Source organism: Pauljensenia sp. C0170B5, from assembly GCF_056590195.1.
The window spans coordinates 293,605-311,380 of record NZ_JBWPVR010000001.1; the positions used below are offsets into that span (position 1 = coordinate 293,605).

The 17,776-nt window shown below is 59.1% G+C and carries 15 protein-coding genes; all 15 read left to right on the forward strand.

The features are described 5' to 3' along the window. Positions 1-31: 31 nt before the first annotated feature. The 15 genes from AC1EJZ_RS01295 to AC1EJZ_RS01365 all read left to right on the forward strand — a co-directional run bounded on the left by AC1EJZ_RS01295 (position 32) and on the right by AC1EJZ_RS01365 (position 17,673). The gene (locus AC1EJZ_RS01295) at positions 32-1,195 is read left to right on the forward strand and encodes a type II secretion system F family protein (RefSeq protein ID WP_141757239.1); all 1,164 of its coding nucleotides are present in this window, start codon (positions 32-34) and stop codon (positions 1,193-1,195) included. Between the two features lie 264 nt (positions 1,196-1,459). Next, the gene (locus AC1EJZ_RS01300; protein ID WP_058237916.1) at positions 1,460-1,645 is read left to right on the forward strand and encodes a DUF4244 domain-containing protein; all 186 of its coding nucleotides are present in this window, start codon (positions 1,460-1,462) and stop codon (positions 1,643-1,645) included. 95 nt (positions 1,646-1,740) lie between these two features. After that, entirely contained in the window at positions 1,741-2,058 is a 318-nt protein-coding gene (locus AC1EJZ_RS01305) for a hypothetical protein (RefSeq protein WP_070725288.1), read from the forward strand. Continuing rightward, positions 2,058-2,444: an Rv3654c family TadE-like protein gene (locus tag AC1EJZ_RS01310; RefSeq protein WP_058237471.1), complete on the forward strand. Its 387-nt coding sequence runs from the start codon at positions 2,058-2,060 to the stop codon at positions 2,442-2,444. The genes AC1EJZ_RS01305 and AC1EJZ_RS01310 overlap by 1 nt, the downstream gene beginning before the upstream one ends. A gap of 372 nt (positions 2,445-2,816) precedes the next feature. Next, complete coding sequence (locus tag AC1EJZ_RS01315; RefSeq protein ID WP_058237470.1) at positions 2,817-4,334, forward strand: sugar ABC transporter ATP-binding protein; 1,518 nt, start codon at positions 2,817-2,819, stop codon at positions 4,332-4,334. Further along, complete coding sequence (locus AC1EJZ_RS01320) at positions 4,331-5,353, forward strand: ABC transporter permease (RefSeq protein ID WP_058237469.1); 1,023 nt, start codon at positions 4,331-4,333, stop codon at positions 5,351-5,353. The genes AC1EJZ_RS01315 and AC1EJZ_RS01320 overlap by 4 nt, the downstream gene beginning before the upstream one ends. A gap of 76 nt (positions 5,354-5,429) precedes the next feature. After that, a complete protein-coding gene (locus AC1EJZ_RS01325; RefSeq protein ID WP_480293816.1) occupies positions 5,430-6,449 on the forward strand; it encodes a substrate-binding domain-containing protein in 1,020 nt (339 codons plus the stop codon). Between the two features lie 178 nt (positions 6,450-6,627). Next, positions 6,628-8,394 (forward strand): L-fucose isomerase, encoded by a 1,767-nt coding sequence (locus tag AC1EJZ_RS01330; RefSeq protein WP_058237467.1) that lies wholly within the window; start codon positions 6,628-6,630, stop codon positions 8,392-8,394. Between the two features lie 154 nt (positions 8,395-8,548). Then, positions 8,549-9,955, forward strand: a complete 1,407-nt coding sequence (locus AC1EJZ_RS01335; protein WP_480293817.1) for a rhamnulokinase — start codon at positions 8,549-8,551, stop codon at positions 9,953-9,955. After that, positions 9,930-10,970 carry a LacI family DNA-binding transcriptional regulator gene (locus tag AC1EJZ_RS01340; RefSeq protein ID WP_257525584.1) on the forward strand — a complete coding sequence of 347 codons (1,041 nt, stop codon included), beginning with the start codon at positions 9,930-9,932 and terminating at the stop codon, positions 10,968-10,970. The genes AC1EJZ_RS01335 and AC1EJZ_RS01340 overlap by 26 nt, the downstream gene beginning before the upstream one ends. Positions 10,971-10,983: 13 nt before the next feature. After that, the gene (locus tag AC1EJZ_RS01345; protein WP_058237465.1) at positions 10,984-11,415 is read left to right on the forward strand and encodes an RbsD/FucU family protein; all 432 of its coding nucleotides are present in this window, start codon (positions 10,984-10,986) and stop codon (positions 11,413-11,415) included. Positions 11,416-11,690: 275 nt separating this feature from the next. Next, positions 11,691-12,443, forward strand: a complete 753-nt coding sequence (locus AC1EJZ_RS01350; protein WP_058237464.1) for a DeoR/GlpR family DNA-binding transcription regulator — start codon at positions 11,691-11,693, stop codon at positions 12,441-12,443. Positions 12,444-12,454: 11 nt separating this feature from the next. Further along, the gene (locus AC1EJZ_RS01355) at positions 12,455-13,804 is read left to right on the forward strand and encodes a dihydrolipoamide acetyltransferase family protein (protein WP_070725277.1); all 1,350 of its coding nucleotides are present in this window, start codon (positions 12,455-12,457) and stop codon (positions 13,802-13,804) included. 5 nt (positions 13,805-13,809) lie between these two features. After that, positions 13,810-15,180, forward strand: coding sequence for a dihydrolipoyl dehydrogenase (lpdA, locus tag AC1EJZ_RS01360; protein WP_480293818.1), 1,371 nt, complete (start codon positions 13,810-13,812; stop codon positions 15,178-15,180). Between the two features lie 42 nt (positions 15,181-15,222). After that, the gene (locus tag AC1EJZ_RS01365; RefSeq protein WP_480293819.1) at positions 15,223-17,673 is read left to right on the forward strand and encodes an alpha-ketoacid dehydrogenase subunit alpha/beta; all 2,451 of its coding nucleotides are present in this window, start codon (positions 15,223-15,225) and stop codon (positions 17,671-17,673) included. The last annotated feature ends 103 nt before the right edge of the window (positions 17,674-17,776 follow it).

The following is a 17,776-nucleotide window of genomic DNA, read 5'->3' on the forward strand; positions in this document are numbered from 1 at the left end:
CGCCAAACATTGGCGCGCTCAGGCTGTGATCGTGGCCTGGAGATTCGACGAATCATTGAAGGCAGTTCGCGCACAGAAGCCAGTGCCTCCCTCGTCAAATGTCGTGCCGGCCGGGCAGGACAGCAGCTCCCAGTTGTCGATGTTGGTGGCCGAGGTGGCAGCCCGGCTGCGTGCCGGTATGCCGACTGCCGAGGCGTGGATGCGTGCGTGGGACAGAGTTGGCTCTGCGCACCTGGGTTCATGGGAGGGGATTGCCGAGGACGGTGTTCCCCGATCCGTGGCGAGGCTGGCGCGCGCTCCCTCGTGGCGCGATGTGCGGCGTGATGTGCTGGGTTTGGTGCGGCAGCGAGACGCGTTGTCGTGGCGCCACCTAGTGTCCTCGTGTGGGCGGCTGCGGCGACGCAGCACAGTGAGCGAACGGGTCAGTCGGCGCTCAGCTCATACCTTGAGTGTCGCATGCCGCCTGACGCAGGAACTGGGAACGCCGCTTGCTGAGGTACTGGATATTGTGGCTGACAGTATCGATGAAGCTGCAGCCGCCGAAGATGCGCGCGCCATCGCACGGTCTGGCCCCTTGACCTCGGCACGTATTCTCACCGCATTGCCTGTGGCGGGTATTGCGCTGGGTCAGCTGATTGGGGCGAACCCTCTTGAGCGCTTCTGTGACGGTGGGATCGGCACCATCAGCGCCATCATCGGAACGGTGTGCCTGATCGTTGGTCGGCTCGTCTCCACTCGCATGATCACCCGAACCATTGACATAAGCGAGGGCGTCGATCCGGCCACTATGTGCGATCTGACGATCGCGGGAATGAATGCGGGTGCCTCAGTGCCCTCCATTGTGCGCACGCTGGGCCGCGTCGGTAATGACGCGGAACTGGAACGGATCGGTAGCGAACTGGTCCTGGGGGCACGGTGGGGTGATGCGTGGAATCCCCATCCAGCCAACGCCGCGCTGCTGGCTGATGTCCTCGAGCCGGCATGGAGCGATGGCACGTCGCCGGTGCCGTTGCTCACGCGTGCTGCGCGCCAGGTCAGGGCACGGCGCATCGCACATGCAAAAAGTGAGGCTGAACGCCTGGCGGTGCGCCTTGTCATCCCGCTGGGGGCGTTACTGCTGCCGTCCTTCATCGCCCTGGGCGTCGTGCCAATCCTGCTGCATATTGGCACGAACACTTTTGGCGGGTTGTGGTAGCTGACGGGTCGGCATCTGACAGCCCCTGGTTATCCACACCGCGCATCTACAGATGCGTTGAATCCACAGCTGCCCTTCCAGGCGCTTCTTGCTCCACAATTTGCGCACAGTCGATGGAGATCGCAGTGCGTGTCACGGAAGGTGGTCACACCGTCAAACGGCGGACAGTCACTACTGATCGAAAGGACAAACATGGCAATCACCCAACGCATCGAAGATGCAGCGACGAAGGCAGCGTGTGACACGTGGTGTCAATACGACGCAATGATCCAACGTGCTCACCATGTCGAGGATCATGATGCCGATCCGGAAGAAGGATCCACAACCGTGGAATACGCGATCGGGGCGGTCGCAGCAGCCGGCTTCGCCGGACTTCTGCTCGTCGTTCTCAAGTCAGGCGCAGTGAAATCCCTGCTTCAGGGCATTATCCAGCAGGCGCTTTCACTGTGAACAGGCATGCGACACGTGGTCCCGTAAGTGCCAGGGAGTGCTTACGGGACCACCCCGCTGGTGGCAGCGAAACGGGCGGGCATAGCGAGGACGGCATGGTGACAGTCGAACATGCGCTCTCACTTTTCGCCGTGATGATCGTGGTGGCGTTCGTTCTTGGCGTCGTCAGCATTGCTCACACGCGCATTGAACTGTGTTCGGCGGTTCGTCAAGGTGCACATGAAGCAGCCATAGGTGGCCAGGATCCAGCTCTCAGTGTTTCCCAGGCGTACGGCAGGCCCGTTACTGTCACAACGAACAAATCAGGGCGATGGATGACGGTCACCGGGCACGCCAGTGTGGCTGCGCCGGCTGGATGGGTCGGTGCTACAGCATCGTGCACGATCACCACCATTTCCGAGCTGGTGCCCTGATGGTATACGGCGACAGGGGGAACGAGGAAGGATCAGGCACCATCTCCGCGCTGGCGGTCATCGCATGCACCGTGATGATGTGTGTGGTGATTGCTGGTGCAGGGAGTGTGTACGGGCATCAGACCCGTCTTCAGGCAGTGGCTGACGTTGCAGCCCTGGCCGGTGGGCATCGGTCGGCGGTTGCACAGTGGACCGGAGGTGGGATGAATGCCTGCACGGTGGCCAGTGAGGTCGTCGAGCGCAATGGGGCTCACGCCGGCTGCGAGGTGCGCGGAGATGACACCTATGTGACGGTGAGCCAGAGAGTGCTTGTTGCGGGGATCAGTGTGGATATTCGCGCGAGGGCACGCGCAGGGCCGGTCAGGCGTGACACGCTGAAGCAGTGAGCGAGACGACTAACACGAGGAAGTCCCCTAATCCGGGAAGATTCACGGTGAAAAACGCTTAACCCGAGGCGGCAGAGCGTCGCTCAATCCTGGTTTTGCCTGATGAATCACGACAAAGGCACGCTGTGACCCTTCAATCGTTAACGATCACGTAAACGGTCGGCGTTGCGCAGCGGTCGTGCTGATACGAGGACGAAAAATTACGTTTTTATATCGTTTTTGGCAGATTTAACACTTTATTTGTCGTTTTGCACGAACCAAGCTACACTGTCAAGCACGTTGTTGTACAAATGTGACACTGGAGTCGTTAGCGCTAACGGTCTAGGTCTTATTTGTCGCAGGCGTTATGTACCACGCACGAAGGGGTGAGACGTGACACATTTGCTCGACTTGAAAGGTATGTCGAAGACCTTTCCGGGCGTCAAAGCACTATCGAATGTCAATTTGGATCTTCGAGCAGGAGAAGTGCTGGGGCTTTGCGGTGAAAACGGTGCCGGAAAGTCGACGCTGATGAAGGTCCTGACCGGTATTTATCAGCCTGATCCAGGCGGCGAGATTTGGATCAAGGGCGAAAAGGTCCACGTGACGGGCATCAACCACGCACGTGACCTTGGCCTGGCCATCATTCACCAGGAACTCAACATCGTTCCCGACCTGACGGTTGCCCAGAATCTGTACCTGGGGCGCCCAGGCTCCACTAGAGCCGGGATCGTCAATGACAAGAAACTGAACAAGGATGCTCAGGAGCTTTTCGATCATCTGAAGATGGATATCAACCCCAAGGCTTACTGTCGCGACCTGTCAGTGGCGCGCCTCCAGATGGTGGAAATCGCCCGAGCGCTGTCGTATAACGCAGACATTCTCATTATGGATGAGCCGACTGCGGCGTTGACGATCGAAGAAACGGACGCACTGTTTGACCTGATCCACGACTTCGTCACGCCGTCAACCGGTCTGATATATATCTCGCACCGTATGCCTGAAATCAAGCAGATTACGGACCGCGTGGTCGTTCTGCGCGACGGTGAATACGTCGGCACGGTGAACACGGCTGAAGTGGAGATGCAGGAAATCATCTCCATGATGGTGGGACGCAAACTGAAGTCTGACGTCCGTCCCGTCACGAAGCCGCAGACAGACGAAACTGTTCTGGAAGTCAAGAACCTGTCCACGAAGAATCTCATCAAGAACGTGAGCTTCGACGTGAAGAAGGGTGAGATTTTCGGATTCGCCGGTCTGATGGGTGCAGGTCGCACCGAAGTGGCGCGATGCGTCTTCGGTGCTGATCCGCGCACCGAAGGTGACATTTACGTGCACGGCAAGAAGGTCAGGATTACGAACGCCAAAGACGGGGTGACGAACGGTATCGGCTACCTGTCCGAAGACCGTAAACGCTTCGGAATCCTGCTGGATGCTGACGTGAAAGCCAACGTCACGCTGGCCGACATGAAGGACTATGCGAAAGCGGGCTTTGTCGACGATCGCAAGATCCGCAGGACCGCACTCGACTATGTGGACAAATTGCGGATTCGCACCCCTTCAATCAATCAGACCCTGTTGAACCTGTCTGGTGGTAACCAGCAGAAAGTTGTTATTGCCAAGTGGTTGGTTCGAGACAGTGATGTCTTGATCTTCGATGAGCCAACACGCGGTATCGACGTGGGCGCAAAAGAAGAGATCTATCAACTGCTGGAAAACCTCGCGGCGCAAGGCAAGGCAATCGTTGTGATTTCATCGGAACTGCCCGAAGTACTGCGCCTGTCGAACCGCATCGCAGTGATGGCACAGGGCCGCATTATCGGCATCCTCGATAACGAGGAAGCCACCCAAGAAAAGATCATGGAACTGGCCACCGTTGGCCAAGAGCAAGCAATGGGAGTGGACGCGTGAGCACCGAGGTTGAAACGAAAGACCAAGCGTCAGAAAAGTCCAACAGCAAAGTCGTGACTTTCCTGAAGTCATCAATTCAGCAGCTTTTCGCATTCGCTGCACTGATCCTGATTTACATTTACTTCCTGTTCGCAGCCCCGAACTTCGCATCCATTGGCGTGTTCATGAACGTCCTGATGGCAGCTTCTGCAATCGGCGTCATGGCGCTGGGTGCAACGTTCATCATCGCCACCGGCGGCATCGACCTGTCAGTGGGCACCGGCATGACGCTGACAGCAGTGTCGGCAGGTCTGCTGATGGGCTCACCCGAATCCGGATATCTGGGGCTGCCCGTCGGTATCGGCTTGCTGCTCGTCCTGGTGGTCGGCGCAGTGATCGGACTGGTCAACGGCTTTAACGTGGCGTTCCTGGGTATTCCTCCCTTCATCGCCACACTGGCCATGATGATGGCAGCCAACGGTCTGTCACTGATTCTGTCGGGTAAGAGCTCGATCAAGATCCCCTCGCCGTTCTACTACAACCTGTCGAACGGCAAACTGATCGGCTCCCTGCCCAACGCAGCGTTGATCTTCATTATCTTGACTGTCATCGCATCGATCCTGCTGACGCGCACGGTCCTGGGCCGCTACGCGCTGTCGATGGGATCGAACATCGAAGCCACACGCCTGTCAGGCGTGAACGTGCGCTTCTGGACCTTGATGGTGTACATCGCAGCCGGTATCTTCACGGCCATCGGCGGCATCCTGTACTCAGCACGATTCGGATTCGCACAACCAGCTGAAGGTCTCGGACTCGAGTTGCAGGCAATCGCAGCGGTCGTCATCGGCGGTACCTCACTTGCCGGTGGTCGCGCCACAATCATCGGTACGTTCATTGGTGCGCTGCTGATGAACACGCTGACGACAGGTCTGCAGATGATGGGTGTTGCAAAGGAATGGCAGCTCGTGGTGACCGGCCTGGTCATCCTGCTGGCAGTCTTTATCGATAACGTCCGCCGAGCCCGTGCTCAGGCAGTGTAAGCATTACTTGAATCGGACAACCGTCCAACCACCACAACGGCGAAGAAAGACCTTCGCCCGAAAGAAAGGAACAGCAATGCGCCCAATTGGACGTATCGTGAGCCTCATTGCCGCTGGGGCAGTGGCATTGGGAATGACCGCTTGCTCATCAGGCGGCGGCGACACAAACGCCGCTTCCGGCGACGCCGGTGCAACACAGAGCGGTGAAAGCGCCGGCGGTGCTGCCAGCGGTGAAACCATCTACCTCGTCTCGAAAGGCTTCCAGCACCGCTTCTGGCAGGCAGTGAAGGAAGGCGCAATGCAGGCAGGTGAAGAATTCGGCTACAAGGTTGAATTCATCGGACCCGCCAACGAGCAAGCCATCACTGAGCAGCTCCAGCAGCTCCAGACCGCACTGGACACCAAGCCTGCTGCAATCGGATTTGCAGCACTGGATTCAGAAGCTGCCGCCCCGATCCTCGAGCAGATCAAGGCCGCCAACATTCCGGTGGTCGCATTCGACTCCGGCGTTGAGTCCGACATTCCGGTGACAACCGTTCAGACGGACAACAAGGCCGCTGCCGCTGAAGCCGCCAAGCACCTGGCGGAACTCGTGGGCCACAAGGGCAAGGTTGCTCTGGTCTGCCACGATGACACCTCCCAGACCGGTAAGGACCGCTGCGCCGGATACCAGGAATACATGGCTGAGAATGAACCTGACATCGAACTGCTCGATCCCCAGATCGGCGGCGAGGTCGGTGTGGCAGCTGACGTTGCCAAGAGCATTCTGACTGCCAACCCGGATGTTGTAGGTATTGGCGCAACGAACGAAGCATCAGCCATCGGCACGATGCAGGGTGTGACCGAATCCGGCAACGCCGGCAAGGTTCAGATGGTTGGTATCGACTCCGGTAAGGCACAGCTCGAATCCGTTCGCAGCGGCGTGCAGGCCGGCGCTGTGACTCAGGCTCCAGTCAAGATGGGATACGAAACTGTCAAGGCTGCAATTGCAGCCATCAAGGGTGAAGAACTGCCCAAGATCATTGACTCCGGTTTCGCCTGGTATGACAAGACCAATATGGACGATCCTGACATTAAGGCCAACCTCTACGAGTGATTTCACATCCCACCGGATAATAGCCCAGGTGGAGGGGGAAAACCCGTTGATCCCCCTCCACCACCTCCTGACCAACGGGACATAATAGTGACGTGACGCTTCGGCCGAACGTCACCGTCCTTACTGCCACGCAGGGGACCAACTAAGACAAACGAAACCAATGAAGGAATGAGGAAACATGGCTGAACACCCCAAGATCGGCATCCGACCAATTATCGATGGACGTCGCAGGGGAGTGCGTGAAAGCCTCGAAGATCAGACAATGGGCATGGCTCAGCGTCTGGCGAAGCTGTACACGGACGAACTACACTACATCGATGGTGAACCTGTGGAATGCATCATCGCTGACACCACCATTGGTGGCGTTTCCGAAGCCATCGCATGCCAGAAGAAATTCGACACTGAAAACGTTGGTCTGACTGTCTCGGTGACCCCGTGCTGGTGCTACGGCACAGAAACCCTGCAGATGGACACCCGTACCCCGCACGCAATCTGGGGCTTCAACGGCACAGAGCGTCCAGGCGCCGTCTACCTTGCCGCTGCACTGGCAGGACACGCACAACTCGGCTTCCCGGCATTCGGCATCTACGGTAAGCAGGTCCAGGATGCTGACGACGAGACCATCCCCGATGACGTGCGTGGCCGTCTGCTCGATTTTGCGAAGGCAGGTCTGGCTGTGGCACAGATGCGCGGTGAAGCATACCTGTCGATGGGCTCGGTTGCCATGGGCATTGCCGGATCAACGGTCAAGGACGAATTCTTCGGCCCCTACCTTGGCATGCGCAATGAGTACATCGATATGTCCGAGTTCTACCGCCGTATCAACGAGAAGATCTACGACGAAGAAGAGTACGAAAAGGCCCTGAAGTGGATGAAGGAAAACTTCACCATCGGAAAGGACTACAACCCGGAAAAGAACCAGCATCCCGAGCGCCATGAAGATTGGTGGGAAACCTGTGCCAAGATGGTGCTGATCGGCCACGACCTGATGAAAGGCAACCCCAAGCTGGCAGAAAAGGGATGGGCCGAAGAAGCCGGCGGCCATGGTGCAATCGCAGCCGGATTCCAGGGACAGCGTCAGTGGACAGACGGCATGCCCAACGGCGACGTCATGGAAACTGTCCTCAACACCAACTTTGACTGGAACGGCGCACGTCAGCCAGTCGGAGTTGTCGCAACCGAAAATGACTCCCTGAACGGTGCATCCATGCTGTTCGGATATCTGCTGACCAACACCCCGCAGATCTTCTCCGACGTGCGCACCTACTGGAGCCCGGAATCGGTCAAGCGAGTCACCGGCTATGAGCTGGAAGGACACGCAAAGGACGGCTTCCTGGATCTGCGCAACTCCGGCTCGACCACACTGGATGGTGCCGGCAAGGCCACCCGTGACGGCAAGCCTGTCATCAAGCCGTGGTGGGAAGTAACCGAAGAGGACCAGAAGGCAGCCCTTGAGGCAACAACCTTCCACCCCTCAGGGTACGAATACTTCCCCGGTGGTGGGTGGTCAACCCACTTCCGCACCAGCGGCGAAATGCCCGTGACGATGTGCCGTATCAACCTTGTCTACGGACAGGGCCCGGTTCTGCAGATCGCTGAAGGCTGGACCATTGATCTGCCCGACGAGGTCGCCACAACCATTGAGCAGCGCACCGACCCGGCATGGCCGACCACCTGGTTCGCACCGCGTCTGACCGGCGAGGGGGCCTTCGCCTCCGTCTACGACGTGATGAATAACTGGGGCGCCAACCACGGTGCAATCTCATACGGACACATTGGCGCTCAGCTCATCACGCTGGCCTCCATGCTCCGTATCCCGGTTAACATGCATAACGTGCCGGAAGATGATATCTTCCGTCCGCGCGCATGGACACTGTTCGGAACAGCCGACGTTGAAGGCGCGGACTACCGTGCCTGCAAGAACTTCGGACCGCTGTACCGCTGAGTCATCCGGCTCTCGCCGCTGACATCAGGATGCCCGATGGGTGGGGCGTCAAGGCGCCCCACCCATCACTGCACCCACTGGGCGAATGCACTGTCACCCTCGGACAATTACCACTGACATCACACTGAAAATACTGAGAAAAGAAGGACGTTTCATGACCACTGCGCTTGCTGTCGATTTAGGGTCGTCGTCAGGCCGCGTTGTTGCAGGACGCTTGGAAGGCGACCATATTGAGATCCACGAGGTGCATCGGTTCTCACATGAAGCGATCCGACGTGACGGCTCACTGGTGTGGGACCTGGAGCGTTTGTGGGATCAAACCGTTGAAGGTCTGCAGAAAGCCGTCCAGGAATATCCCGACGCACAATCCGTATCTGTGGATACCTGGGGCGTCGACTTCGTCGCGCTGGACAGCGACGATCATCCTGTTGGCCCACCACGCGCCTACCGCGATGAGCGCACCGCACGCACATTGGAACAATTCCGTCAACGCATTGATGATGAAGAATTCTTTCATCTGACAGGGATCGCTCCAGCCACCATCAACACCGCAAACCAGCTCGTTGCACTGACCTGCGAAGAACCGGAACTGGCTGAGCACATCGACACGATTCTGCTTCTGCCTGATTACTTCGCGTGGAAACTGTCCGGCGTCAAAGGCTGGTCTCGTTCTATCTGCTCCAGCTCAGGACTGTGCGAACCTGGTTCGCCACGCTGGTCAGACACGGTCTTTTCACGCCTTGGTCTTCCCCGTTCATGGGTTGGTGATCTCAACGATGACCTCACCACAGTCGGCCCGTGCACGGTCGAAGGGCTCGAATCGCTCACGGTGGTGCGCGGCGGCGCACACGATACGGCATGTGCAGTCCACGGCCTGCCTGTCGAAGAAGGCGTCAAAGCGTACTTCCTGTCCTGCGGATCATGGTCCGTGCTCGGCGGCATGCTGGACCGCCCGCTGCTCACTGACGCAGCATTCAAACTGGGCCTGACCAATGAATCACGCAGTGACGGAGGAGTTCGTCCGCTGTTCAACATCACCGGCATGTGGATCCTGCAGGAACTCCAGCGTCAGTGGGAGCGCGAAGGAATGCCGACCGACACCGACGAATTGGTGGCCGCTGCGCGCACATGCGCCCCGTCCGCACATCTGTTTGACCCGGATGACTCCCGTTTTGCCGAACCCGGTGAAATGGTTGAAAAGATCGACACCGTGATTCGGGAAGCCGGCGGTGAGCCTCCCTCGACGAAGCCCGAGTACGTACGACTGGTCATTGAATCCTTTGCCCAGCGTTATGCGCGCGGCATCGACGAGTTGGCGCAGATCGCTGGAAGCAGGCCCGATCAACTCAACCTGGTAGGAGGCGGTGCACGCAACCACCTTCTGTGTGATCTGACCGCGCAGGCCGCTCAGCTGCGTGTCGTGGCCGGCCCGATCGAAGCGTCGATCCTGGGCTCCCTCATCGCGCAACTGGAAATAATGGGGAACATCGCTTCAGGCGACAGGCCCCACATCATTGCAACGACAGCGAAGACCCGTGTCCACGAACCCTCTGCGCGTTAAGAACGGACCACCTGCGAAGAACAAGCGAATCTCGCTCGCAGACGTGGCGCGCCATGCCGGCGTGTCAGCCAACACGGTCTCGCGCGTGGTACGAGGCGACCCTGAAGTCGCAGATTCCACACGAGCGAAAATCACCGCGCTGCTCCACGAGATGGGGTACCGGCCGAACTATGCGGCCAGGGCTCTTGCCGGCAAGCGCACAGGGGTCATCCATGTGCTGATGGCGGCGCCGATGTTCCACGGGCACGGCCAGACGTTGCTGCATGTGCTCAACGCTGCCAGCGATGCCGGTCTGAGCGTGTCGATTTCGAGTGTCTACATGTCCAACGGGCACGTCACCAGTGACGCGATCCCATTTCGAGTCGACGGAATCGTCATTCTGGGCGGTCAGGACCCCGTCATCGAAATGGCGATGAAGCTGGCTCGCACAACGCCGACGACGCTGCTGCTGTCATCGGAAACGAATATCGATGGCGTATCGACCGTCTCTGTCGATAACGTGCTGGGCTCACGAGTCGCCACCGACCACTTGTTGCGTGGCGGAGTCACTGACATCGTTCACCTGATGGGGCCGGCAGGCTGGAACGACGCACATCAGCGGCGCAAGGGATTCGAAGAAGCGTGTGCGCAGTCCGACGCCTCTTTAAATGTCGAGATCATCGAATGTGGCTCGTGGAATGCTGTGGACGGATTCGATGCCACCTACAGCATGGGGCGCATCCCTCAGGGAATCGTCGCATCCAACGACCAGATTGCGCTGGGCGCCATGCGCGCCGTTCGCGAGCTCGGCGGAGAGCTCCCCCACGACACCCGCGTGGTCGGTTTTGACGATGAGGCGGGCGCGCAGTGCTTCTCGCCGCCGCTCACAACTATTCGACAGCCCTTTGACCGGGTGGGCCGCACGGCGATTCGTCAGATCGTCGACCTCATTGCCGGACGCCCACCGCAGGACTTCATCATTCCCCCCGAACTGGTCATTCGGACCAGCTCCCAAATTGTCACTCACTACGAATGAAAGGACACCACTGATGCTGTACGGACCTATGACTCACCCCGCGTTCCTACGCGCACTTGCCGCAGCCGGACACGGCTCGAAGATCTTGCTGGCCGATGGTAACTACCCGCACACCACCGGCGTGAACGAGCGCTGCGAACTGATCTCCCTCAACCTTGCGCCCGGCTTGCTGGGCGTCAACGAGATCCTCGAAGTTCTCAAGCGCACGATCCCGATTGAAAAAGCGGAGATCATGGTGCCTGAGGATGATCAGGACACGATTGACATTCCGGCTCACGCCGACTACAAGGCAGCTTTGCCGGATGTGGAATTCGGTGAGATTCCGCGCTTCAAGTTCTACGACGCGGCTCGAAGTGAGGATGTCGGCATTATTGTGGCGACGGGCGATCAGCGCCTGTACGCGAACTTGCTGCTGACAATCGGCGTGCGCCAGCCTGGTGAGTAGCCGCTCCGTAACCCTCCGTTCACCGGATTTTCGTTTGAGTGACGATTGATCTGAGGTGAGTATCTGGGACTTTCGTCGCCCTCGTGAAGATTTTTCTTCAACGAGGGCGACTTAGTTTTCTGCCTTCCGTTGATTTCCAGTTGTTATCTGACGGCTGGAAGGGCGTGATTCAGCGGAAAAATGGCGGAGAAAAGTTCACATATCGAGTGTTGCATACTTTCGATTGATTTACTAAAATTCATCATAGGCAAATCGAAACGTAAGGATGCGATGAGATGACGAGAGCGCAACACGAGCGTAACAGCTTCATTCTCGACCAGCTGGCGGCTGAGGGTGAAGTCTCTGTGAGCACTCTTGCCGTTGAGCTCGATGTCTCTCCAGTTACCGTCCGATCCACCCTCAAACAGCTCGAAGAAGACGGCTACCTGGTCAGGACGCACGGCGGTGCGCGTCCGACCGCGTTCCGCAATATTCGACTGCGCCAGATGGATCGCGTCGACGCAAAAGAGCGCATCGTGCGTGCAGCGGCAGCGATGGTCAGGGACAACGACCGCATCATGATTGAAGCGGGCACGACCTGTGCGATGATCGTTCGGCACCTGGCCGGAAAACGCGGCGTGCAGATTGTCACCAACTCGGTGCTTGTTTTCGCCAACGCTCGCTCGAATCCACAGCTCAACATCACGCTGACGGGTGGCCAGTTCCGCGCTGAATCAGAATCGCTGACCGGACCGCTGGCGGAACGCTCAATTAACTCGTTCAATGCACGCATCGCGTTCCTGGGGACGGACGGATTCACAGTCGAGCGTGGTCTGACAACTCAGCTGGTTGAAGGCGGAGAAGTCGCCACCTTGATGAGGGCGCGTGCAGAAGAGACGTGGCTGCTGGCAGATTCGTCGAAATACGGAAAGAGCGGATTTGTCAGTTTCATGGGACTTGATGACGTCACGGGGATCATTACCGATGATGACCTCACGGCGGACTCGATGAAGGAATTGGAAGAACACACCCGCGTTCGCGCGGTGTAAGGGAGGAACACATGGCCACCATCGTGGTGATGCCCCAACTGGGTAACTCAGTGGAGTCCTGCTTGATCAACGAGTGGGAGGTCTCCGTTGGCGACGCGGTCGCCGTTGACCAGGTGCTGTGCTCAATTGAGACGGACAAAGCAACAATGGACGTGCCCAGTACCGATGCCGGCACAGTCCTCAAACTTCTGTGGGAAGTCGGTGATGAAGTCCCCGTCAAGGATCCCTTGCTGATTCTGGGCGAGCCTGGCGAAGAGATCAGCGAGGAAGTTCTCGCGCAGGCCGGTGTTTCCGGTGACTCCAACGAAGCCGCCAGTGCTCCCGAACAGGAAGCACCCGCTGAAGAAGAAAAGCCTGAGGCGCCCTCGTTCCAGACGGCAGCATCCGGCGGAGCGATTTCGCCTCGCGCCCGCGCACTGGCCGACAGTGAAGGACTGGACCCGTCGGCAGTGTCCGAAGGATCCGGCCCCCACGGACGCGTGCTCGAACGCGATGTAAAGGCCTATCTTGCCGAGAACCCTGCCACCAACGCAGCTCGTGCCCAGGGCGCAACCGGAACTGGAACCGGACTGGGTGGACGCGTCACGACCGCCGACCTGGCTTCCCCGGCAGCCGACGAGGCAGCCGCAGCGCCGCTGATCAGTGCCGACGCCGACTTCCCTGGCCCCTCCGAAGCGGCACCGTTGAAGGGCATCCGCAAGGTTGTCGCCACGCGCATGATGGAGTCCCTGGCCGAAACCGCTCAGCTGTCCTACACGGTCAGCGCGAAGGCCGACAAGCTCATGGCCATGCGCAAGCGTTTCAAGCAGGCCGACGAATCACTGGGCGTCAATGCCATTACGATCGGTGACCTGGTCGGATACGCAGTCGTCAAGACGATCGCGAAGTACCCGACATTCAACGCGCATCTGGCTGACGGCACCTACACGAAGTTCCAGAACATTCACCTCGGGGTGGCCGTCGATACTCCGCGTGGCCTGCTGGTCCCGGTGATCCGCGGAGCCAACGCCATGAACCTGAAGGAATTCTCCGCTGCCTCCAAGCAGGTGGCTGGTGATTCGATTGACGGCACTATCAGCCCCGACCTGCTCAACGGCGGCACCTTCACCGTGACGAATCTGGGATCGTTCGGCGTGGAGACCTTCACACCGATCATCAACCGTCCGCAGGTCGCGATCCTGGGCGTGGCAGCTGTGACGCCGCGGGCCGCCCTCGACAATGACGGAAATGTTGTGGTGGAAAAGAGGATCGGCTTCTCGCTGACCGCTGACCACCAGGTGATTGATGGTGCTGACGCAGCGCGATTCCTGCGCGACCTGGTCAACGCCATCGAAAACATCGACCTGACAGTATTGGGATGAGCGCCATGACAGAGACAAAATTCGACGTCATCGTACTGGGCGGAGGCCCGGGCGGATATCTTGCAGCCGAACGCCTCGGCAACGGCGGCAAGAAAGTCCTGCTGATCGAGGAGAAAGATCTCGGCGGCACATGCCTGACGGTGGGATGTATCCCCACCAAGACCCTGCTGAACTCCGCGAAGCACTACGTGCACGCGAGTGAGGCCGGCGCCTACGGCGTGGGGATCGAGGGTGCCTCCTATGACTGGGAAGCGATGCAAAAGTGGAAGGGCCAGGTCGTCAAAGGTCTGGTCGGAGGCGTGGGAGCCAGCGTCAAGAAAGCCGGCTGCACCGTCGTGTACGGGCGTGGCTACTTCGAAGGCCCCGGCAAGGTACGCGTGGATGACACGCACTACACCGCTGAACACGTCATCATCGCGACCGGTTCAGTTCCTGCGATGCCGCCCATCCCGGGCAGCGCCGACAACGAAAAGGTCGTGGATTCCACCGGACTGTTATCTATCTCCGACGTGCCGAAACGACTGGCCGTCATCGGTGGCGGTGTCATCGGCGTGGAGTTCGCCTCCTTGTTCTCCAGCCTGGGCAGTGAAGTGACCGTCGTCGAAATGATGGACGAGATCCTGCCCTTCATGGATGACGACATGGCAGCTCAGCTGCGCAAGGCGATGCCCGCCATCACCTTCAACCTCGGCTGCAAAGTGGAGGCGGTCGAAGGGTCGAACGTCGTCTTCTCCAAGGAAGGCCAGAAGCACACGGTGGAGGCCGACCTGGTTCTCATGGCGGTGGGTCGTCGCCCAGCCACGCGCGGCTGGGGAGCTGAAGAATCGGGACTTGAAATCGGGCGCCGCGGCATAACGGTTGATGACCGCCTGCGCACGAACCTTCCCAACGTGTGGGCCATCGGTGATGTGACGGGTCGTTCCCTGCTGGCACACGCTGCATACCGCATGGGCGAGGTCGTGGCGGCGAACATCCTGGATGACCAGGCCTACAAGCGTGGACAGGTGATGCGCTGGAACACGATCCCATGGGCTGTGTATTGCCTGCCGGAAGCAGCCGGTGTGGGACTGACCGAATCGAAGGCCAAGGCTGAGGGACGCGCCATTAAGGTCGGGTCCGTGCCTGGCCAGATGTCCGGCCGGTTCATCGCTGAGAACGGCTTCAAAGCACCCGGCAGCGCCAAAGTGATTGTGGATGCTGAGACGAACCACGTCCTCGGCATTCACGTGTTGGGCACATACGCATCCGAGATGATCTGGGGCGCATGCGCCGTCCTCGAAACCGAACTGACACTGGACGATCTGCGTCAGCTTGTCGTCCCGCACCCGACAGTATCTGAACTCATCCGCGAAGCTGCCTGGGCTGTCAAAGCCTGAGCGCACCGACGTAACTGATTAGAAGTAGGCGAAAGAAAGAACATGACGAAGTCACTGACAGTTGACCCGGCGAAGGTCCGCGCGTCCGGAAAGATCACCATTCCAGATATTCCGATCAACCAATACACGTTCGACCTTGACACCGAGGTCGGCCGATACGGCAAAGATGGCATGGTGCAGATGCTCCACGACATGATCGCGGTGCGCACATTTGAATCCATGCTTGATTCCATCAAGAAGACCGGCGGATGGCAGGGCGTGGAATACAACCACCGTGGCCCCGCCCACCTGGGAATCGGTCAGGAAGCCGCATACGTCGGTCAGTCCTTTGTGCTGACCCCCGACGATTTCATCTTCGGCTCTCACCGCTCACACGGTGAGATCCTGTCCAAGTCCTTCTCAGCTGCACGCCAGTACGAGGACGCTGATCTGGAAGCAGTTATGAAGGGCTTCCTCGACGGTGAAACGCTGGGACTGGCCGAAGAAATCGGGTACGAGAACCTGCGTGAGCTGTCCGAAAACTTCATCCTGTTCGGCACGCTGGCGGAGATCTTCGCCCGTAAGGCAGGCTTCAACCGCGGCATGGGCGGCTCGATGCACGCCTTCTTCCAGCCTTTCGGTTCCATGCCGAACAACGCCATTGTTGGCGGCTCGGCACCCATTGCCACGGGCGCAGCGCTCTACAAGCGCATTAACCGTAAGCCCGGCATCGTGGTGGCCAACGTCGGTGACGCAGCCCTGGGCTGTGGCCCGGTATGGGAAGCCATCCAGCTGGCATCGATGGATCAGTACCGCACGCTGTGGCGCGAAGAAGACGGCGGCAACCCGCCGATCATGTACAACTTCTTCAACAACTTCTACGGAATGGGCGGCCAGACCTCCGGCGAAACAATGGGATACGACGTTTTGGCTCGCGTTGGCGCAGGTGTCAACCCCGAAGCCATGCACGCCGAACGCGTCGACGGCATCAACCCGCTGGCCGTTGCAGATGCCGTCACGCGCAAGAAGAAGATCCTGGAAGAAGGTCGCGGACCTGTCCTCATGGACACCCTGACCTACCGCTTCTCAGGCCACTCCCCGTCCGACGCCTCCAGCTATCGTGACAAGGCTGAAGTGGATCTGTGGGAGGAAGTCGACTGCATCAAGACATACTCTGAGCTGCTCATCTCCAACGACCTGGTCTCCCAGGGCGACATCGATGACTTCTCCGCGAAGTTCACCGAGAAGCTCACCAAGGTGCTGGTGCTGGCATCCGACGATGAGAAGTGCCCGCGTGTGGGACCCGAGTACGTCGAAAACGCCATGTTCTCCAACACGCCGACCGAAGCGATGGAGGAGGGCGAATCTGAAATCACCCTCGAGGACAACCCGCGTATCAAGGCTTTGTCCAAGAAGATCCGCTCTTCGCGCGACGAGAACGGCAAGCCCGTCTCGAAGATGAAGATGTTCCAGTTCCGTGACGCCCTGTTCGAAGCCATGATTCATCGCTTCTCCGTCGATCCGACGATGGCGGCATGGGGCGAAGAGAACCGCGACTGGGGTGGCGCATTCGCCGTCTACCGTGGCCTGACCGAAGCACTGCCGTACCGTCGCCTGTTCAACTCGCCGATTTCGGAAGCAGCGATTGTCGGTGCCGGTGTTGGGTACGCGATCTGTGGTGGCCGCGCTGTTGCAGAACTCATGTACTGCGACTTCCTGGGCCGCTCCGGTGACGAAGTGTTCAACCAGATGGCCAAGTGGCAGGCAATGGCCGCGGGCCTGATCAAGATGCCACTGGTGCTGCGCGTGTCTGTCGGCAACAAGTACGGTGCGCAGCACTCACAGGACTGGACAGCGCTGACTGCTCACATCCCTGGCCTGAAGGTATACTTCCCGGCCACGCCAACCGACGCAAAGGGCATGTTGAACCTGGCGTTGCACGGCACGGATCCCGTGGTCTTCTTCGAATCCCAGCAGCTGTACGACAAGGGTGAAGACTTCGAAGAAGGTGGCGTGCCCGAGGGCTACTACGAAACACCTGAAGGTGAGCCCGCCATCCGCCGCGAAGGCAAGGACATCACCATTGCAACCCTGGGCGCAACGCTCTACCGTGCGCTTGAAGCAGCCGACATTCTGGAAGAAAAGTACGGCATGTCCGCTGAGGTCATCGACCTGCGCTTCGTCTGCCCGCTGAACTACGACAAGCTGATCGAATCAGTGAAGAAGACAGGCCGCCTGCTGCTGAGCTCGGACGCGTGTGAACGCGGCTCGGTGCTGCAGGACGTCGCACAGAACGTGCAGTCACTGGCCTTCGACGCACTTGACGCACCGGTGACCATCGTGGGATCGCGCAACACCGTGATCCCGGCTGCTGAGCTGGAAAAGACCTTCTTCCCGCAGCCTGAATGGATGATCGATGCCATTCACGAGCGCATTGTTCCACTGCCGGGACACACCCCCACCACCAACCAGACTGAGGGTGAACTGGCACGTCGCAACCGCCTCGGAATCTGAGACATGCGGTGAGGCGGCAAAAAGGCTGCTGCCGCCTCACCGCCGTATCCCACCCGCAGCCACAACATATCCAACGGCCACGGTGCTCACTGAGCGATGCCGT